18 protein-coding genes and 1 rRNA gene are annotated in these 17,921 nt (G+C 65.9%); 14 read left to right on the forward strand and 5 right to left on the reverse strand.

The features are described 5' to 3' along the window. Both A9975_RS18735 and A9975_RS18740 read right to left on the reverse strand, forming a co-directional pair. A 16S ribosomal RNA gene (locus tag A9975_RS18735) occupies positions 1-177 on the reverse strand; the annotation flags it as partial. 574 nt (positions 178-751) lie between these two features. Next, positions 752-1,528 carry an enoyl-CoA hydratase gene (locus A9975_RS18740; RefSeq protein ID WP_183034125.1) on the reverse strand — a complete coding sequence of 259 codons (777 nt, stop codon included), beginning with the start codon at positions 1,526-1,528 and terminating at the stop codon, positions 752-754. A gap of 203 nt (positions 1,529-1,731) precedes the next feature. On the opposite strand from A9975_RS18740, the gene paaG reads away from it, so the two are divergent. From paaG to paaK, 3 genes are read left to right on the forward strand one after another with little or no spacing between them, the layout of a single operon-like run. Next, a complete protein-coding gene (gene paaG, locus A9975_RS18745; protein ID WP_255503307.1) occupies positions 1,732-2,544 on the forward strand; it encodes a 2-(1,2-epoxy-1,2-dihydrophenyl)acetyl-CoA isomerase PaaG in 813 nt (270 codons plus the stop codon). Positions 2,545-2,596: 52 nt separating this feature from the next. After that, positions 2,597-3,043, forward strand: a complete 447-nt coding sequence (paaI, locus tag A9975_RS18750; RefSeq protein WP_183034126.1) for a hydroxyphenylacetyl-CoA thioesterase PaaI — start codon at positions 2,597-2,599, stop codon at positions 3,041-3,043. Positions 3,044-3,100: 57 nt separating this feature from the next. Continuing rightward, a complete protein-coding gene (gene paaK / locus A9975_RS18755; protein ID WP_183034127.1) occupies positions 3,101-4,402 on the forward strand; it encodes a phenylacetate--CoA ligase PaaK in 1,302 nt (433 codons plus the stop codon). 66 nt (positions 4,403-4,468) lie between these two features. Here the strand turns inward: paaK and A9975_RS18760 are convergent, their stop codons facing one another. Then, complete coding sequence (locus A9975_RS18760) at positions 4,469-5,638, reverse strand: murein transglycosylase A (RefSeq protein WP_183034128.1); 1,170 nt, start codon at positions 5,636-5,638, stop codon at positions 4,469-4,471. An 88-nt stretch (positions 5,639-5,726) separates the two neighbouring features. On the opposite strand from A9975_RS18760, the gene A9975_RS18765 reads away from it, so the two are divergent. Then, on the forward strand, positions 5,727-5,954 hold the full coding sequence (locus A9975_RS18765) for a hypothetical protein (RefSeq protein WP_043349921.1): 228 nt from the start codon (positions 5,727-5,729) through the stop codon (positions 5,952-5,954). A 25-nt stretch (positions 5,955-5,979) separates the two neighbouring features. Here the strand turns inward: A9975_RS18765 and apaG are convergent, their stop codons facing one another. Next, positions 5,980-6,354, reverse strand: coding sequence for a Co2+/Mg2+ efflux protein ApaG (gene apaG, locus A9975_RS18770; RefSeq protein ID WP_183034129.1), 375 nt, complete (start codon positions 6,352-6,354; stop codon positions 5,980-5,982). Positions 6,355-6,520: 166 nt separating this feature from the next. Here apaG and rpe point away from each other — a divergent pair, with 166 nt between their 5' ends. From rpe to A9975_RS18810, 8 genes are all read left to right on the forward strand, one after another. After that, a complete protein-coding gene (gene rpe / locus A9975_RS18775; protein ID WP_183034130.1) occupies positions 6,521-7,231 on the forward strand; it encodes a ribulose-phosphate 3-epimerase in 711 nt (236 codons plus the stop codon). After that, on the forward strand, positions 7,228-7,959 hold the full coding sequence (gene gph, locus A9975_RS18780; RefSeq protein ID WP_183034131.1) for a phosphoglycolate phosphatase: 732 nt from the start codon (positions 7,228-7,230) through the stop codon (positions 7,957-7,959). Before rpe ends, gph begins: the two co-directional genes overlap by 4 nt. A 460-nt stretch (positions 7,960-8,419) precedes the next feature. Beyond that, positions 8,420-9,937 (forward strand): anthranilate synthase component I, encoded by a 1,518-nt coding sequence (trpE, locus tag A9975_RS18785; protein ID WP_150985644.1) that lies wholly within the window; start codon positions 8,420-8,422, stop codon positions 9,935-9,937. 24 nt (positions 9,938-9,961) lie between these two features. Next, positions 9,962-10,531 (forward strand): aminodeoxychorismate/anthranilate synthase component II, encoded by a 570-nt coding sequence (locus A9975_RS18790; protein WP_006162587.1) that lies wholly within the window; start codon positions 9,962-9,964, stop codon positions 10,529-10,531. Between the two features lie 68 nt (positions 10,532-10,599). Beyond that, positions 10,600-11,628, forward strand: coding sequence for an anthranilate phosphoribosyltransferase (gene trpD, locus A9975_RS18795; protein ID WP_006162588.1), 1,029 nt, complete (start codon positions 10,600-10,602; stop codon positions 11,626-11,628). A gap of 35 nt (positions 11,629-11,663) precedes the next feature. Next, positions 11,664-12,467: an indole-3-glycerol phosphate synthase TrpC gene (gene trpC / locus A9975_RS18800; RefSeq protein WP_183034132.1), complete on the forward strand. Its 804-nt coding sequence runs from the start codon at positions 11,664-11,666 to the stop codon at positions 12,465-12,467. Between the two features lie 19 nt (positions 12,468-12,486). Then, positions 12,487-13,128 carry a CYTH domain-containing protein gene (locus A9975_RS18805; RefSeq protein WP_183034133.1) on the forward strand — a complete coding sequence of 214 codons (642 nt, stop codon included), beginning with the start codon at positions 12,487-12,489 and terminating at the stop codon, positions 13,126-13,128. Positions 13,129-13,181: 53 nt separating this feature from the next. Beyond that, positions 13,182-13,985, forward strand: a complete 804-nt coding sequence (locus tag A9975_RS18810) for a uracil-DNA glycosylase (protein WP_183034134.1) — start codon at positions 13,182-13,184, stop codon at positions 13,983-13,985. A gap of 34 nt (positions 13,986-14,019) precedes the next feature. Here the strand turns inward: A9975_RS18810 and A9975_RS18815 are convergent, their stop codons facing one another. Beyond that, the gene (locus A9975_RS18815; protein ID WP_150985647.1) at positions 14,020-14,292 is read right to left on the reverse strand and encodes an acylphosphatase; all 273 of its coding nucleotides are present in this window, start codon (positions 14,290-14,292) and stop codon (positions 14,020-14,022) included. Positions 14,293-14,606: 314 nt separating this feature from the next. Between A9975_RS18815 and A9975_RS18820 the strand changes: the two genes are divergently transcribed. Further along, on the forward strand, positions 14,607-16,361 hold the full coding sequence (locus A9975_RS18820; protein ID WP_183034135.1) for an ABC transporter permease subunit: 1,755 nt from the start codon (positions 14,607-14,609) through the stop codon (positions 16,359-16,361). A 65-nt stretch (positions 16,362-16,426) separates the two neighbouring features. Beyond that, a complete protein-coding gene (locus tag A9975_RS18825) occupies positions 16,427-17,773 on the forward strand; it encodes a nitrate/sulfonate/bicarbonate ABC transporter ATP-binding protein (RefSeq protein WP_174428367.1) in 1,347 nt (448 codons plus the stop codon). The last annotated feature ends 148 nt before the right edge of the window (positions 17,774-17,921 follow it).

The raw sequence follows: 17,921 nt of genomic DNA on the forward strand, positions 1-17,921 counted from the left end.
CGTATGCGGTATTAGCTAATCTTTCGACTAGTTATCCCCCACGACAGGGCACGTTCCGATGTATTACTCACCCGTTCGCCACTCGCCACCAGGATTGCTCCCGTGCTGCCGTTCGACTTGCATGTGTAAGGCATGCCGCCAGCGTTCAATCTGAGCCAGGATCAAACTCTTCAGTTTAATACCTGTGTGATCCTTGCGGATCTCGCTCTTTCGAGCGGTCGCTCACTCTCAGAAAACTGACTGGTTACATCCGCGATTTGCACCCCGGACATAACCAACATGTTTTACTGTGCGAGCACTTTATAACTTGTAAGCTAAAAGACCGAAGTCTTCCGCATCCGCTATCAAGCGCCCACACTTATCGGTTGTTTGTTTGTTAAAGAACTTGCCACGGTTCGCTTTGCTTACCGCGTCGCTGCGTTTGCTGCAGCAGAGAAACGAGATTATGAAGCGTGATCATCGTTTCGTCAACAGGTTTTTTCCTTCAGCTCGCTGCGCCGTTCGCGCCGCCAACCACCCCTGCCGACCCCGCAACCCTTGTCCCGTCTGCTTTGCAGTGGTGTTTCGTGTTGCGAGGGGGCGAATCATATGCGCCTCCCCGGACCTTGGCAATCGTTTTGTCACATGAGTATGCGAGGCGCGCCGAAGGTGCAGAAACAACCCATTGATCTATAAAGAAAATACGACCCGCTTAACCCGCATCGGAAGGTAAATACCCGATGAAGTTACTCGGGTATTCACCTATCAAGTTTTAGCGATGCTTGAAATCTGGCGTCCTCTTCTCCACAAAAGCGGCCATCCCTTCCTTCTGGTCTTCCGTCGCAAAGGTGGAGTGGAACAAGCGGCGCTCCAGGTGCACACCCTCGGAAAGGCTGGTCTCGTAAGCCGCGTTGATCGACTCCTTGATCATCATCACCACCGGCAGCGAGAAGCCGGCGATGGTCTCGGCGGCGGCCAGCGCATCGTCGAGCAGTTTGTCGGCGGCAACCACGCGCGACACGAGGCCGGCGCGCTCGGCTTCCGCCGCGTCCATCATGCGCGAAGTCAGGCACAGGTCCATGGCTTTGGCCTTGGAGACCGCGCGCGGCAGGCGTTGGGTGCCGCCGGCGCCGGGCATCGTGCCCAGCTTGACCTCGGGCTGGCCGAAGCGCGCGGTATCGGCGGCGATGATGATGTCGCACATCATCGCCAGTTCGCAGCCGCCGCCGAGCGCGTAGCCGGCCACAGCCGCGATCACCGGCTTGCGGATGCGGCGGATCGTTTCCCAGTTGCGCGTGATGTAGTCGCCCTTGTACACATCCATATAGGAGTACTTGGCCATCATGCCGATATCGGCGCCAGCGGCAAACGCGCGTTCGCTGCCGGTGATCACGATGCTGCCGATGGCTTCATCGGCGTCGAACGCGAGCAGCGCCGCGCCCAGCTCATCCATCAGCGCGTCGTTGAGCGCGTTCAGGGCCTTGGGTCGATTCAGCGTCACCAGGCCAACGCGCCCGCGCGTTTCCACCAGAATGTTCTCGTACGGCATGTGTTCTCCTCTTGGATGGGAAGTCGGAAAGCGGAAAGTGGATCGATTCGTTACCCTGCGAGACGATACTCGCGTGCGGAAATTAGTGCTACCATTTGCCGACCGACTGGTCGGTTAATTTAAACAGCGATCCGGCTCCTCCTATATAAGAGTGACCGCGCACCGCCAGACATTGCCTCCACTGACATGGCAGGAGACGAAAGATGCCAGCTACGCCCCCACAGACCAGCCTGACTTCCGGCCCGATACTGCTCGCCTGGCATGGCCAGGTAGCGGTCATCACGCTGAATCGCCCCGACAAGCTCAATAGCTTTACCCGCGAAATGCACGCCGTGCTGCAGCAGGCACTCGACCATGTGGAAGCCGGCGGCGCCCGCGCCCTGCTGCTGACCGGTGCCGGGCGCGGCTTCTGCGCGGGGCAGGACCTGGCCGACCTGGATTTCACGCCCGGCGCCATGACCGACCTCGGTGAGTTGATCGATGTGTGGTTCAACCGGCTGGTCCGGCGCCTGCAAAAACTGCCGCTGCCGGTGATTGCCGCCGTCAACGGCACGGCGGCCGGCGCGGGGGCCAACCTGGCGCTGGCTTGCGACATGGTGCTGGCGGCGCGCTCGGCCAGCTTCATCCAGGCCTTCGTCAAGATCGGGCTGGTGCCGGATTCTGGCGGCACCTGGCTGCTGCCCAAGCGCATCGGCATGGCCCGCGCCATGGGCCTGGCCATGACGGGCGACAAGCTCAGCGCCGATGAGGCGGAGAAGTGGGGCCTGATCTGGGAGGCAATGGACGATCCGCTGTTGCCCGAGCAGGCGCTGGCGCTGGCCACGCACCTGGCGGCCCAGCCGACGCGCGCCCTGGCCGCCATCAAGCAAGCCATGTACGCCGGCGCGAGCCAGGGGCTCGATGCCCAGCTCGACCTGGAACGCGACCTGCAGCGTGAGCTGGGCGCGTCGCCCGACTATGCCGAGGGTGTGAACGCCTTCCTGGAAAAACGCGCACCGCGCTTCACAGGGCGATAGGATTGCCAATATCGCAGCGCAGCCCAGCCAACAGCCCGATCAGGAGACCAGCTTGACACACAATCCCCAGGCCCTTGCGGAAAGCGCCGCCGCCAGCATGTACGAAGCCGATACCTGCAGCCGCTGGCTGGGCATCATCGTCGAGGCCGTGCGGCCCGGCTACGCGCGCTTGTCCATGCCGGTGCGCCGGGAATTCCTCAACGGCCACGGCATCTGCCACGGCGGCCTGATGTTCACGCTGGCCGACTCGGCCTTTGCCTTCGCTTGCAACAGCCACAATATCAATACGGTGGCGGCAGGCTGCAGCATCGAGTTCCTCAAACCCGTGCAAGGCGGTGACGTGCTGACGGCAGAAGCCACGGAGCAGGTCCTGTCGGGCCGGCATGGCATCTACGATATCCGGGTGACCAACCGCGCCGGCGAGCCAGTGGCGATGTTCCGTGGCAAGTCCGCGCAGATCAAGGGGCATGTGGTCGCCCCGCCGGGCGCCGCGCAGTGATGCCTGGCCCGGACACATACAAAGACAAGCAAACATAAGCCCCGCGCAGGAGACACCATGACGCGCCTGACAGATCTGCCGCTCGAGCCGATCGAGACCGCCAGCCGCGACGCATTGCAGGCGTTGCAACTGGAACGCCTGCAATGGTCGCTCAACCACGCCTATCAGAATTCGCCGGTCTACCGCCGCAAGTTCGATGCCGCCGGCGTCCACCCGAACCAGATCCGCAAGCTGGCCGACCTCGCCCGCTTTCCGTTCACCACCAAGCAGGACTTGCGCGATAACTACCCATTCGGGATGTTCGCCGTGCCCCAGGACCGCGTGGCACGCATCCATGCCTCGTCGGGCACGACCGGCAAGCCCACGGTGGTGGGCTACACCTTGAAAGACATCGACACCTGGGCCACGGTGGTGGCGCGCTCGATCCGCGCGGCCGGCGCGCGGCGCGGCGACAAGGTGCATATCAGCTACGGCTACGGGCTCTTTACCGGCGGACTCGGCGCGCACTATGGCGTGGAAAAGGCAGGGCTCACCGCGATCCCGTTCGGTGGCGGCCAGACCGAGCGGCAGGTGCAGCTGATCCAGGACTTCAAGCCGGAAGTGATCATGGTCACGCCTAGCTACATGCTGGCCATCGCCGACGAGTTCGAGCGCCAGGGCATCGACCCGACCTCCAGTTCCCTCAAGGTCGGCATCTTCGGCGCGGAACCGTGGACGCCCGAGATGCGCCTGGCCATCGAGAAGCGCATGGGCATCTCGGCGGTGGATATCTACGGGCTGTCGGAAGTCATGGGGCCGGGCGTGGCCAGCGAGTGCGCAGAGACCAAGGATGGCCCGACCATCTGGGAGGATCATTTCTACCCGGAGGTGATCGATCCCGTCACCGGCGAGGTGCTGCCCGACGGCGAATTCGGCGAGCTGGTCTTTACGTCGCTGTCCAAGGAGGCCCTGCCGATCGTCCGTTACCGGACCCGGGATCTCACGCGGCTGCTGCCCGGCAGCGCCCGCAGCGCCTTCCGCCGCATGGAGAAAGTGACCGGCCGCACCGACGACATGATGATTATCCGTGGCGTCAATGTGTTCCCCTCGCAGATCGAGGAGCTAATCCTCAAGCACGCCGAACTGGCGCCGCACTACCAGTGCGTGCTGACCAAGGATGGCCATCTCGATGTGCTGACCGTGCGCGTGGAATGCGCGCATGGCGTCAACCCGGCAGCCACGCATCAGGCCAGCGCCCAATTGACCTACGACATCAAGGCGTTCATCGGCGTGACCGTTGGCATCGAGATCCTGCCTAGCGGCGGCGTGGAGCGCTCGGTGGGCAAGGCGCGGCGCATCGTCGACCAGCGCCCGCGCTGAAGCGCTGAAGGTAGAGAGGCAACAAGCAAGTGCCGGCCAGGAATGGACGGCACCTGCTTTCATGCCCTAGCTGCGCGGCATCAGCACCCACATGCGCCCACCCTGCTTCATCCGTCCGGCGGTCTCGCCAGCTGCATCGCCAGCCCCCCAGAAGAAGTCAGCCCGCACCCCGCCCTTGATGGCGGAACCCGTATCCTGCGCGAACATCAGGCGCTGGATCGGCTCGGACGACAGCGGCCGCGTGGTCGAGAGGAAGACCGGCACGCCCAGCGGGATGGTGGCGGGATCGACCGCGATGGAGCGCTCGGCAGTCAGCGGCACGCCCAGCGCGCCGACCGGGCCATCGTTATTAGGCGGCAGCTCGCGGAAGAAGACGAAGCGCGGGTTCACGTTGAGCATTTCATCCACGCGCCCCGGGTTGGCCCGCGCCCAGGCCTTGATGCCTTGCATGGTGGCCTGCGCCGGCGTGATCTCGCCGCGGTCGAGCAGCCACTTGCCGAAGGAGCGGAACGGCTGGTCGTTGGTGCCGCCGAAGCCCACCCGCATGACGCTGCCGTCCTGCAGGCGGATCCGGCCGGAGCCCTGGATCTGCAGGAACGCGGCTTCCACGGGATCATCCACCCAGACCAGTTCCTGGCCGCGCAGGGCCGGGTTCTGCAGCAGTTCGCCGCGCGCCGGCAGCGCCCGGTTGCCCCATTGGGGCGGCTTGCGATACAGGGGGACCTGGTACTGTCCCTGGCGTGTGCGTGCGCCGTGCAGGATCGGCTCGTAGTAGCCGGTGATCAGCCCGCTATCGGTGCCATCGCCGTTGACCACGCGGAAGGGCTGGAAGTTGGACTCGAAGTAGGCGCGCATCGCGCCCAGGTCGCCGGCATCGACCATCAGGCCGAGCGCGCAGACGCGGTTCCACTCGGCGCGCTTCCTCAGGGCCTGGCAACTGGCCTGCAGCGCCGGCCAGGCGGCACGCATGTCGTCCTGGCTCCAGCCGCCGATCTCGCCCCAGCTAGCGGCTTGCAGCACGCCCTTCTGGGTGGAACCGGTCGGCGGCGTCACGGGCCGGGTGCCCGGGCCTTCGATGCGGGGCGGCGGGCCGCTCATGCAGCCGGCCAGCAGTGTGGTGGCGGCGGCAAGCCCGAGCCAGCCGAGCCGGCGGCCGCGGGCAGCGGTATCTGCCTGTCCCGATGGGATGCGGGAAGACGAAAAAGGAAGTCGGAAAAGGGAATGCAGGTATGCCATCTTGATTGGGTGAAAACTCAGCGTATCGCGGCCGGACGCATCTGCCGATGGCCTACAATGCCCACCGTCGCCTCCACGTAGCCCTGTCATGAGCAAGTTCTTCGAAGCCCATCCCATGCTGCTCTTCGCCCTCGAGGCCGGACTGGCGCTCTTCCTGCTGATCTTCATCGTGGTCTGGACCATGGGCACGGCCAAGAAGAACCCGCGCCCCAGCCGCGCGCCGGACGATCATCCGTCGCGTGCGGGACATGGAGGAAATGCGGGACAAGGCACGGCGCGCACCCAACAGGATCAGGACAGCGCTTCGGGCCAATAGGTTCCGCCGCGTTCAGTACAACGTCTCAGTGCAACATGCGCGGCAGGACCAGCGCAAACTCGGGGATCGGCACCTCGAAGCGATGGCCATCCTCGGCCACGCAGAAATACTCTCCCTTCATCGAGCCCACCGGGGTCGAGATGGTGGCCCAGCTGGTGTACTCAAAATGCTCGCCCGGCTTGAGCAGGGGCTGGTGCCCGACCACGCCAAGGCCAGCCACTTCCTGGGTGCCGTTGTCGCTATCGATGATGACCCAGTGCCGGGAGATCAGCTGCGCAGCCACCTCGCCGGTATTGTGGATCGTGATGGTGTAGGCGAAGGCATGGCGCCCGCGCTCAGGGTCGGACTGGTCGGCCAGGTACTGGGTACGTACGGCCACGGAAAACGCGTATTCGCTCATTGTCGACACTTAAGAGGCGGGATCAGGGTAGCCGCATTGTGCGGCATGGCTCCGGGGGCGGCAAGCTAAGCCGCCGCAAGCTGCCTGTCCGGTGGCAGCGGCGCCCCGCGCGGGGAGGGTAAAATACCGGCTTCCCCCTTGAAGCACCCTCCTTTCGAGCCCCGCCATGAGCACGCCCACCTACCGCATCGCCCCGTCCATCCTGTCCGCCGACTTTGCCCGCCTGGGCGAGGAAGTGCGGCGCGTGACCGCGGACGGCGCCGACTGGATCCATTTCGACGTGATGGACAACCATTACGTGCCGAACCTGACCGTGGGCCCGCTGGTGTGCGAGGCGATCCGCCCCCACGTGACTGCCCCGATCGACGTGCACCTGATGGTGCGCCCGGTGGACCGCATCATTCCGGACTTCGCCAAGGCAGGCGCCAATATCATCACCTTCCACCCGGAAGCCAGCGAGCATATCGACCGCTCCCTGGCGCTGATCCGCGAACACGGCTGCCAGGCCGGCCTGGTGTTCAACCCGGCCACGCCGCTGCACCACCTGGACCACGTGATGGACCGCATCGACGTGATCCTGCTGATGTCGGTCAACCCCGGCTTCGGCGGCCAGTCCTTCATTCCCGAGACGCTCAACAAGCTGCGCGCGGCCCGCAAGCGCATCGACGCGTACGCCGAGCGCACCGGACGCCGCATCCTGCTGGAAGTGGACGGTGGCGTGAAGATCGACAACATCGCCGAGATCGCCGCTGCGGGGGCCGACACGTTTGTCGCCGGCTCCGCCGTGTTCGGCAAGCCGGACGCCGACGGCGGCTACAAGGGCGTGCTGTCGGCCATGCGCAGCGAGCTGGCCAAGGTCGGCAAGGCAGGCCAATGAGCTCGGCGCAGATGAAGCGCACCGACTGGCGCGGCATCCGCGGCGTCATCGTCGACCTGGACGGCACCATGGTGGACACCGCCGGCGACTTCCACGCGGCGGTCAATGCCATGCTGAAGGCGCTGGTCCACCTGCATCCGCCGCTTGGCGACACCGCGCCGATGAGCAAGGAAGAGATCGTCAGCTTCGTCGGCAAGGGCTCGGAGAACCTGATCCGGCGCGTGCTGGATGCGCGCTTCTCGCCAGCCCACGCCAACGGCATGTTTGCCGATGCGCTGGCGCTGTACGACCGCGAATACCTGCGCATCAACGGTCAGTTCTCGCAGGTCTACCCCGGCGTCGCCGAAGGCCTGGCGGCCCTGAAGGCAGCCGGCCTTCGGATGGCCTGCGTGACCAACAAGCCGCATAGCTTCACCGAGCCGCTGCTGGCCAAGACCGGCCTGGGCCGGTTCTTCGAGCTCGTCTACGGCGGCGACGCCTTCGCCCTGCGCAAGCCGGATCCCCTGCCTCTGCTCAAGGTGGCCGATGCATTCCGCCTGGAGCCGGCCGAAATGGCCGCGATCGGCGACTCGGAAAACGATGCGCAGGCAGCCCGCGCGGCGGGCATGGGAGTGCTGCTTGTGCCCTACGGCTACAACCACGGCAATCCTGTACAAGGCGTTGACGCCGATGGTATAGTCGATTCCATTGTTCGCGTTGCCGAGCTGTTGGCGGCACAACGGGCATGACCCCGGCGGCCGCAAGGCCGCCGAAGCCAAAGCACCACCCAACATCCAAACCATAAATCGCTGAACACGATTTCATGTTTCTGAACCGCAAACGCATCTCTTCTGGCAGTGATCGGCAGGCCTGGCCCTGGCGTCGCTGGCGCGCCTCCCAACAGGCGTAAAGTGCGTTCGCGAGTCTCCTGACCGCCCCTTTCCCGCATCTCCGGGATGCATCCGCACCAGGATGGGGCAGGCCAGACCGGCAGGTTGCCGGACCTTCTCTGATTTTCCAGCCGCCCGACATCCAGCTCTTGCGCCGGTGTCATCCGAACGCGCTGCACGCCCACCCCGGCCGTGCGTGGGCACTCGTCCGCGCCATGGTCTCTCCGGGGCGGGTCTGACGACCTTCCAGCCCCAAGTTGCCGACATCGCGACGTGCGCCATACTGAAATGACAGGCGCCGCCGCACAAGAGGATCGACATGACCGAACTGGAATTCAAATCGCTGGCCGAGCAGGGCTACAACCGTATCCCCCTGATCACCGAAGCCTTCGCCGACCTGGAAACGCCGCTGTCGCTGTACCTGAAGCTGGCGCAATCGCAAACGCGCGGGGTCAACACCTTCTTGCTCGAATCCGTGGTGGGCGGCGAGCGCTTCGGACGCTACTCGTTCATCGGCCTGCACGCCCGTACCCTGCTGCGCGCCTCGGGCATGCGCACCGAAGTGGTCACGGATGGCCGCGTGGTGGAAACCCATGAAGGCAACCCGCTCGACTTCATCGCCGACTTCGAGAAGCGCTTCAAGGTGGCGCTGCGCCCCGGCCTGCCGCGCTTTTGCGGCGGCCTGGCCGGCTACTTCGGCTACGACGCGGTGCGCTATATCGAGAAGAAGCTCGCCAACACGCAAAAGCCGGACGACCTGAACCTGCCCGACATCCAGCTGCTGCTGTGCGAAGAGCTGGCCGTGATCGACAACCTGTCCGGCAAGCTCTACCTGATCGTCTACGCCGACCCGACCACGCCGGAAGCCTACGCCCGCGCCCGCCAGCGCCTGCGCGAGCTGCGCATGAAGCTGCGCCAGCCGGTGGACGTGCCCATCACCAGCCCCTCGGTGCAAACCGACGTCTACCGCGAATTCGAGAAGGCCGACTACCTCGCCGCCGTGCACAAGGCCAAGGAATACATCATGGCTGGCGACATGATGCAGGTACAGATCGGCCAGCGCCTGGTCAAGCCGTACCGCGACTCCCCGCTGACGCTGTACCGCGCGCTGCGCTCGCTGAACCCGTCGCCATACATGTACTTCTACAACTTCGGCGACTTCCAGATCGTGGGGGCCTCGCCCGAGATCCTGGTGCGCCAGGAAACCCGCCGCGTGGGCAGCAACGGCGACCAGCGCGAGGATCACATCGTCACCATCCGCCCGCTGGCCGGCACCCGTCCGCGCGGCAACACGCCGGAGAAGGACGCGCAACTGGCTACCGAGCTGCTCAACGATCCCAAGGAAATCGCCGAGCACGTGATGCTGATCGACCTGGCGCGCAACGACATCGGCCGCATCGCCGAGATCGGCTCGGTCAAGGTCACCGACCAGATGGTGATCGAGAAATACTCCCACGTGCAGCACATCGTCAGCTCGGTGGAAGGCACGCTCAAACCCGGCATGAGCAACCTCGACGTGCTGCGCGCCACCTTCCCGGCCGGCACGCTGTCGGGCGCGCCCAAGGTGCACGCGATGGAGATCATCGACGAACTGGAGCCGCGCAAGCGCGGCATCTACGGCGGCGCGGTGGGCTACCTGTCCTTCGGCGGCGAGATGGACCTGGCGATTGCGATCCGTACCGGCATCGTCAAGGACGGCAATCTCTATGTGCAGGCCGCCGCCGGCATCGTTGCGGACTCGGACCCCGAAGCCGAATGGAGGGAAACCGAAGCCAAGGCGCGTGCCGTGATCCGCGCCGCCGAGCAGGTCCAGGACGGCCTGGACTCGGATATCTAAGGTATAGGGAACAGGGGAACCGCCATGCTGCTGATGATCGACAACTACGATTCGTTTACTTACAACATCGTCCAATATTTCGGCGAACTCGGCGCCGACGTGCGCACCTATCGCAACGACGAAATCACGCTGGAAGAGATCGAGGCGCTCAAGCCCGACCATATCTGCGTCTCGCCCGGCCCGTGCAGCCCGCGTGAAGCCGGCATTTCCGTGGCAGTGCTGCAGCACTTTGCCGGCCGCATCCCGATGCTGGGCGTGTGCCTGGGCCACCAGGCCATTGGCGAAGCCTTCGGCGGCAAGGTGATCCGCGCCAAGCAGGTCATGCACGGCAAGGTCAGCCGCATCGAGACCACGCAGGAAGGCGTGTTCGCCGGCCTGCCCAAGCACTTCGACGTGACGCGCTATCATTCCCTGGCGATCGAGCGCGAGACCTTGCCGGATTGCCTGGAAGTGACGGCCTGGACACCGGATGGCGAAATCATGGGCGTGCGCCATAAGACGCTCGCCATCGAGGGGGTGCAGTTCCACCCCGAGTCCATCCTGTCAGAGCATGGCCATGCGCTGCTGGCCAACTTCGTCAAGGCGCCCCGATGAGACTGCTCGATACGCCTGACGCGCCTGTCCCTGGCGCGGCCCACACCAACGCAAAGACCGAGACCGCCATGTCCATCACGCCCCAGGAAGCCCTCACCCGCTGCATCGAACACCGCGAGATCTTCCATGACGAGATGCTGCACCTGATGCGGCAGATCATGCAGGGCCAGATGTCGCCGGTGATGGCCGCGGCCATCCTGACCGGCCTGCGGGTCAAGAAGGAGACCATCGGCGAGATCTCGGCGGCGGCGCAGGTGATGCGCGAGTTCGCCAACAAGGTGCCTGTCAAGGACCGCGAGAACTTCGTCGACATCGTCGGCACCGGCGGCGACGGCTCGCATACGTTCAATATCTCCACCGCGTCGATGTTCGTGGCGTCCGCTGCCGGCGCGCGCATTGCCAAGCACGGCAACCGTGGCGTGAGCTCCAAGTCGGGCAGCGCCGATGTGCTGGAGGCGCTGGGCGTGAATATCATGCTGACGCCGGAGCAGGTCGGGCACTGCATCGAGCAGACCGGCATCGGCTTCATGTTCGCCCCTACCCATCACCCGGCCATGAAGAACGTCGCCCCGATCCGCAAGGAAATGGGCGTGCGCACCATCTTCAATATCCTGGGCCCGCTGACCAACCCTGCCGACGCGCCCAATATCCTGATGGGCGTGTTCCACCCCGACCTGGTCGGCATCCAGGTACGCGTGATGCAGCGCCTGGGCGCGCGTCATGCGCTGGTGGTCTACGGCAAGGACGGCATGGATGAGGTCTCGCTGGGCGCCGCCACGCTGGTGGGCGAACTCAAGGACGGCGAAGTGCGCGAGTACGAAGTCCACCCCGAGGATTTCGGCCTGCAGATGATCTCCAACCGCGGCTTGAAGGTGGCCGACGCCACCGAGTCCAAGGAAATGCTGCTGGAAGCGCTCACCGATGTGCCCGGCACCCCGCGCGAGATCGTCACGCTCAACGCCGGCACGGCGCTGTACGCGGCCAATGTGGCCAGCTCGATCGAGGACGGCATCCAGCGCGCGCGAGAGGCCATCGCCAGCGGCGCGGCGCGCGAAAAGCTCGACCAGTTCGTGCGCGCCACGCAGCAGTTCAAGTAAGCCAGAGCCATCCAGCCCCGCGAGAGAATTACCGCATGTCCGATATCCTGCAGAAAATCCTGGCCGTGAAGGCCGACGAAGTGAACGCGGCGCGCAAGAAGCGCGACCTGCCCAGCCTGCGTGCCGAAGCCGAGAGCCTGCGCACCGAGCCGGGCCTGGCGCCGCGCGGCTTTGAACGCGCGCTGCGCGAGAAGATCGCCGCCGGCAACGCCGGGGTGATCGCCGAGGTGAAGAAAGCGTCGCCCTCCAAGGGCGTGCTGCGCGCGAACTTCGTGCCGGAGGCCATTGCCGAGAGCTACGCCACGCATGGCGCGGCCTGCCTTTCCGTCCTGACGGACGTGAACTTCTTCCAGGGCCACGCCGAATTCCTCAAGCGTGCCCGCGGCGCCTGCCCGCTGCCGGCCTTGCGCAAGGACTTCATGATCGACCTGTACCAGGTCTATGAAGCGCGCTGCTGGGGCGCCGACGCCATCCTGCTGATCGTGTCCGCGCTGGACCCGGGCCTGATGGCCGAACTGGAAGCCTGCGCGCACGAGCTCGGCATGGACGTGCTGGTGGAAGTGCACGGCGGCGAAGAGCTCGACGCCGCGCTGCGCCTGAAAACGCCCCTGCTGGGCGTGAACAACCGCAACCTGCGGACCTTCGAGGTATCGCTCGACAACACGCTGGACCTGCTGCCGCGCATCCCCGACGACCGCCTGGTGGTGACCGAATCCGGCATCATCGGCCCGGACGACGTGCACCGCATGCGTGACGCCAATGTGCACGCCTTCCTGGTGGGCGAGGCCTTCATGCGCGCGCCCGACCCGGGTGTCGAGCTGGCCCGCCTGTTCGCCTGAACGGAAACATAAAACCACAATGGCCCAGGAAATCGAACTCAAGCTGGCGGTGCCGGACGGTGCCATGCCGGCGCTGGCGGCCTGGCTGGATGCACAAGGACAGGCGCGCGGCGAGCACACGCTGCTTAACGTGTACCTTGACACGCCCGCGCGCGACCTCGCCAGCTCACGCGCCGCCCTGCGGCTGCGCCGCCGCGGCGAGCAATGGCTGCAGACGCTGAAGACCGCGGGCAAGAGCGAAGCCGGGCTGGCCGCCCGCCACGAGTGGGAAACCAGGGTGGCAGCCGAAGCCATCGAGCTGGACGCCTTCCCGCCCGAGGCGCGCGCCCTGCTGGCGCCACTGGCCGCAACCCTGGCACCGGTATTCCGCACCGATTTCGCGCGGCGCACCTGGCTGGTAGAGCAGGACGGGGTGCGCATCGAGGCCGCGCTCGACGTCGGAACCATTTCAGCGCCGGCCAGCGCCGCGCAAGAGGCAATCCAGGAACTGGAGCTTGAGTGGCTGCCTGGCGCCACCGGCCACGCTCCCACGCAAGCACAGGCCGAAGCCGCGCTGCGTGCGCTGGCGCTGCGCCTGCAGCACGTTGCGCCCCTCAAGCCGTCCGACCAGAGCAAGGCCGCGCGCGGCTATCGGCTCGCCGCCGCTGCCGGCCGCGCCTGAGCTGGCGCGCCTGCGCCCTCTCGCCCCTCCAAAAAAACAGGTACTCCTCCAGCATGACCAAGCACAACAGCGCACAGGCCGACCTGTTCGCAGCCCCGGCCGTTACCGCAGCCGAGACCGAAAACGCCCCCGTGCCTGCCCCGGCCGCCGCCAGCCTGTCGGAGCAAACCGCCGCGCTGCCTGCGGCCTGGCGCGCATTGCTGGCCCCCTGCATGAACACCGCCGGCTGGCAGGAGCTGGCCGCCTTTGTCGACGGCGAGCGCGCCAGCGGCAAGCCGGTCTTTCCGCATGACGTGTTCCACGCCTTGCACCTGACGCCGCCCGAGACCGTCAAAGTGGTCATCCTTGGCCAGGACCCGTATCACGGCACCGGCGTGGTCAACGGCAGCGAGATTGCGCAGGCGCACGGCCTGGCCTTCTCGGTGCCGGACGGCGTGCGCGTGCCGCCCAGCCTGCGCAACATCTTCAAGGAAATCGCCGCGGAGTACGAAGGCGGCGCCATGCCTGCCTCCGGCAATCTCGAAGGCTGGGCGCGCCAGGGCGTGCTGCTGCTCAACACCGTGCTGACGGTGGAGCAAGGCCAGGCCGCCAGCCACGCCAAGCGCGGCTGGGAAGCGGTGACCGACTGCCTGATCCAGGCCTTGTCCGCCGCGCGCCCGCACCTTGTCTTCCTGTTGTGGGGCAGCCACGCGCAAGCCAAGAAGCCCTTGCTGGCCGGCACGCATTGCGTGCTGGAAGCGCCGCATCCGTCACCGCTATCGGCACACCGGGGTTTCCTGGGCTGCGGGCACTTCCGGCTGGCCAACGATTGGCTGCAACGCCACGGCGCCGCGCCGGTGGACTGGCGCGCCACCTGAGCCGCCGGGCAGCCGCCTGCCTGCCGGGCGCGTCTCAAGCGGTCGGCAGGCAGTCGAAATCCTCGAACTCACCCGCGCCGGGCAACGCCACTAGCGCGTTGACCTGCGCGTCCGGCGGCCCGCGGCGCATCCAGTTGCAAAGGGCCTCCAGCCGATCCGGCGGCCCATAGGCCATGACCTCGACCGAGCCATCGCGCCGGTTGCGCACCCAGCCATTGATGCCGAGCGCCCCGGCCTGCCCCGCGCAGGCCACACGGTAGCCCACGCCCTGCACCCTCCCCTTGACCACGATGTGCCATGTTTCCATCTGGCTTCCCCTTGCCGCGCGCGAGCGCTGAAACATCCGTTGAAACGGTTACGACACGCATAACAGGTAAACTAGACCGCCATGCAAAGCGTTACCAGTAAGGGCAGGCCCACGCAGGTAACGCCCGCAGCACAACGACGCGCAAGGCGCTCCCCGTTGACAACCCGAGAACCCTGTTCATAACCTGAGCCAGCGCAGCGCAAGGCGCCTATGTCCTGGCTGGCACCACCGATCCGATCCATCCAGGCCCCCGGACCGCCCGGCCCCACCCGGCCCATACGGCAACCGCAGCCAACGTTTCCACTGCCAAGATAATGCAGCAAGCCGAACACGACCAGGCCAGCTCGGTCACTTCCCGTGGCTACGCCAGCCAGCTGCTGACCGCGCCGCCGAACCGCTTCGACCTGGCACTGCTGCCCATCATCCTGGCGGTGATCGTGCTCGTGGCCTTTGCCGCGCGCCAGATGAATGTGCCCTACCAGCCCGGCGAGCCGCTGGATGTGCACCTGGACATCGCCTACCTGCCCTACTACCTCATGCGCACCAGCATCCGCATGATGATTGCGCTGGGCGCCTCGCTGCTGTTCTCCTTCGCCTTCGCGGCGCTCGCCTCCAAGAACCGCACCGCCGAGAAAGTGATGGTACCGGCGCTGGACATCCTGCAGTCGATCCCGGTGCTGGGCTTCCTGTCGATCACCGTGACTGGCTTCATCGCGCTGTTCCCCGGGAGCCTGGTCGGGGTGGAATGCGCTGCCATCTTCGCCATCTTCACCTCGCAGGCCTGGAACATGGCGTTCAGCCTGTACCAGTCGATCCGCACCATCCCGACCGACCTGGTGGAAGCGGCAGCCATGTTCCGGCTCTCGCCGTGGCAAAAGTTCTGGCGCCTCGAAGTGCCTTTCGCCATGCCGGGCCTGCTGTGGAACATGATGATGTCGATGTCCGGCGGCTGGTTCTTCGTGGTGGCGTCGGAAGCCATCTCGGTGTCTGGCAACGACATCCGGCTGCCGGGTATCGGCTCCTACATCTCGCTGGCGATCCAGCAGCAGAACCTGGCGGCGATCGGCTGGGCCATCCTGGCCATGCTGATCGGCATCATCCTCTATGACCAGTTGCTGTTCCGGCCGTTGATTGCCTGGGCCGACCGCTTCCGCTTCGAGACCATGGCGCAGGAGACCGAACCGCAATCGTGGCTGCTCAACCTGCTGCGCCGCTCCGAATGGGTGCGCGTGCTGCTGGGCCGCACGGCGGCGCTGGCCGAGCGCACGCTGGCCTGGGGATCCGGGCGCAAGGCGGTGGCGCCGAAGGCCAACGATGGCCGGCGCGCAATGTGGATCGAGCGCGCTAGCAACGTCATCATCATCGTGATTGCCATGCTGGCGCTGTACCGCGTGATGCACTTCGTGCGCACCGAGGTGGGCTGGGCTGAAGTGGGCCATGTGCTGTGGCTGGGCACGCTGACCATGGTGCGGGTGATCGTGCTGATCGCGCTAGCCGCAGTGATCTGGGTACCGATTGGCATCCGCATCGGCCTGAACCCCAAGGTGGCGCGCGTCGCCCAGCCGGTGGCGCAGTTCCTGGCCGCCTTCCCGGCCAACCTGATGTTCCCGCTGGTGGTGATGCTGATCGTGCGCTTCGGGCTGAACCCGGAGATCTGGCTCAGCCCGCTGATGATTTTCGGCACGCAGTGGTACATCCTGTTCAACGTGATTGCCGGCGCGTCCGGCATTCCCACCGAACTCAAGCTGGCCGCGCGCAACTTTGGCCTGCGCGGCTGGCTGCTGTGGAAGCGCTTTCTGGTCCCGGCGGTGTTTCCCAGCCTGCTGACCGGCCTGGTGACCGCGGCCGGCGGCTCGTGGAATGCGAGTATCGTGTCCGAGTACGTCACCTGGGGCGACCGCACGCTGGTCGCCACCGGGCTGGGCAGCTATATCGCGGAGATGACCTCCAAGGGCGACTTCCCCCGCATCGCGCTGGGCATCGGGGTGATGGCGATCTTCGTGGTGGGCTTCAACCGCCTGCTGTGGAACCGCCTCTACCTGCTGGCGCAGGAACGCACGCGTCTCTGAGCCGCCCTACGCCCGCACTCAATACGCCACCCATTTGAAGCCCTGAATCTGAACGGAACTCCATCATGGCAAGCCCCACCGCAGACGCAACCGAATCCGTAGTCGAGCTGCGCGGCGTCTCGAAAATCTTCCGCACCGCGGACCGCTCGGACCGCGCCGTGCTCGAAGGCGTGGACCTGACCCTCAAGCGCGGCGAGATCGTCGCCATGCTGGGCAAGTCCGGCTCGGGCAAGTCCACCCTGCTGCGCATCATGGCCGGACTGGTCGGCGCCGATCGCGGCGAGGTGCGCTTTCGCGGCCAGCCGCTGCGCGGCACCGCCGAGGGCATCGCCATGGTGTTCCAGTCGTTCGCGCTGTTTCCCTGGCTCACCGTGCAGCAAAACGTGGAGCTCGGGCTGGAAGCCCAGGGCGTGCACAAGGAAGAACGCGCGCGCCGGGCCGAGGCGGCGATCGACATGATCGGGCTGTCCGGCTTCAACAGCGCGCTGCCGCGCGAGCTCTCCGGCGGCATGCGCCAGCGCGTGGGCATTGCCCGTGCGCTGGTGACCGAGCCCGACCTGCTGCTGATGGACGAGGCCTTCTCCGCGCTCGACGTGCTGACCGGCGAGACCCTGCGCGACGAAATGCTCGACCTGTGGGAAGACGGCCGCACCAATATCAAGTGCATCCTGATCGTCTCGCACAATATCGAAGAGGCGGTGATGATGGCCGACCGCATCGTGATCCTGTCGAGCGACCCGGGCCGTATCCGCGCCGAGGTGAAGATCCCGTTCCCGCGCCCGCGCAACCGCGACTCCTCCCAGGTGCGCGGGCTGATCGACGAGGTCTACACACTGATGACGTCGCCCGCGGCGATGGGCCCGCGCGTCACCGCGCTGGCGGCCGCGCGCGATATCGGCTACCGCTTGCCGGATGCCGACATCAGCCAGATGGAGGCCATTCTCGACCTGCTGTGCGAAGCACCCTTCTTTGGCAGGGCCGACCTGCCGCACCTGGCAGAGGAAGCCGGGCTCACCGACGATGACCTGCTCCCGGCCTGCGAAGCGCTGCACCTGCTGCAACTGGCCACCATCGAGCGCGGCGACATCAGCGCCACCGGCCTGGGCCGCGCGTACTACGAGACGGAGCCGCCCGAGCGCAAGGTGTTGTTCGGCAAGCAGCTGCTGCAGCACGTGGCGCTGGCCGCGCATATCCGCCGCGAACTGGAGCAGTCCGAGGACGGCGAGATCCGCGAGGAGCACGTGCTGCGCGAGCTCGAAGCCTTCCTCAAGCCGGACGAGGCCGAGCGCGTGCTGACGCTGGCAATCGAATGGGGCCGTTATGGCGAGGTGTACGAATACAGCTACAACAGCGGCATGCTGACGCTGCCCCGCGAGGAGCAGCCAGCGCCGGGCGCGGGCACGCAAACCTGATTGGCGCGGCCCGGTTTTCTTGGTGTCTTAGAGGCCGTTTCAAAATGAAGCGAAGCGGTTCTGGCCAGGCGCGCGGCCGCAGACATTGCAAGTGGATCGGCCAGGGCCGCGCAACGACGCCAGCATCTTTTGGAAACGGCCTCGTAGG

This window comes from Cupriavidus sp. UME77, assembly GCF_014170355.1.
GTDB lineage: Bacteria > Pseudomonadota > Gammaproteobacteria > Burkholderiales > Burkholderiaceae > Cupriavidus > Cupriavidus basilensis.

Bases quoted from the DNA above. Each gene is read 5' to 3' on its own strand.
- A9975_RS18740 (WP_183034125.1), bottom strand. From the start codon at position 1,528: ATGCCGTACGAGAACATTCTGGTGGAAACGCGCGGGCGCGTTGGCCTG.
- paaG (WP_255503307.1), top strand. From the start codon at position 1,732: ATGCCAGCTACGCCCCCACAGACCAGCCTGACTTCCGGCCCGATACTG.
- paaK (WP_183034127.1), top strand. From the start codon at position 3,101: ATGACGCGCCTGACAGATCTGCCGCTCGAGCCGATCGAGACCGCCAGC.
- A9975_RS18760 (WP_183034128.1), bottom strand. From the start codon at position 5,638: ATGGCATACCTGCATTCCCTTTTCCGACTTCCTTTTTCGTCTTCCCGC.
- A9975_RS18765 (WP_043349921.1), top strand. From the start codon at position 5,727: ATGAGCAAGTTCTTCGAAGCCCATCCCATGCTGCTCTTCGCCCTCGAG.
- apaG (WP_183034129.1), bottom strand. From the start codon at position 6,354: ATGAGCGAATACGCGTTTTCCGTGGCCGTACGTACCCAGTACCTGGCC.
- rpe (WP_183034130.1), top strand. From the start codon at position 6,521: ATGAGCACGCCCACCTACCGCATCGCCCCGTCCATCCTGTCCGCCGAC.
- gph (WP_183034131.1), top strand. From the start codon at position 7,228: ATGAGCTCGGCGCAGATGAAGCGCACCGACTGGCGCGGCATCCGCGGC.
- trpE (WP_150985644.1), top strand. From the start codon at position 8,420: ATGACCGAACTGGAATTCAAATCGCTGGCCGAGCAGGGCTACAACCGT.
- A9975_RS18790 (WP_006162587.1), top strand. From the start codon at position 9,962: ATGCTGCTGATGATCGACAACTACGATTCGTTTACTTACAACATCGTC.
- trpD (WP_006162588.1), top strand. From the start codon at position 10,600: ATGTCCATCACGCCCCAGGAAGCCCTCACCCGCTGCATCGAACACCGC.
- trpC (WP_183034132.1), top strand. From the start codon at position 11,664: ATGTCCGATATCCTGCAGAAAATCCTGGCCGTGAAGGCCGACGAAGTG.
- A9975_RS18805 (WP_183034133.1), top strand. From the start codon at position 12,487: ATGGCCCAGGAAATCGAACTCAAGCTGGCGGTGCCGGACGGTGCCATG.
- A9975_RS18810 (WP_183034134.1), top strand. From the start codon at position 13,182: ATGACCAAGCACAACAGCGCACAGGCCGACCTGTTCGCAGCCCCGGCC.
- A9975_RS18815 (WP_150985647.1), bottom strand. From the start codon at position 14,292: ATGGAAACATGGCACATCGTGGTCAAGGGGAGGGTGCAGGGCGTGGGC.
- A9975_RS18820 (WP_183034135.1), top strand. From the start codon at position 14,607: ATGCAGCAAGCCGAACACGACCAGGCCAGCTCGGTCACTTCCCGTGGC.
- A9975_RS18825 (WP_174428367.1), top strand. From the start codon at position 16,427: ATGGCAAGCCCCACCGCAGACGCAACCGAATCCGTAGTCGAGCTGCGC.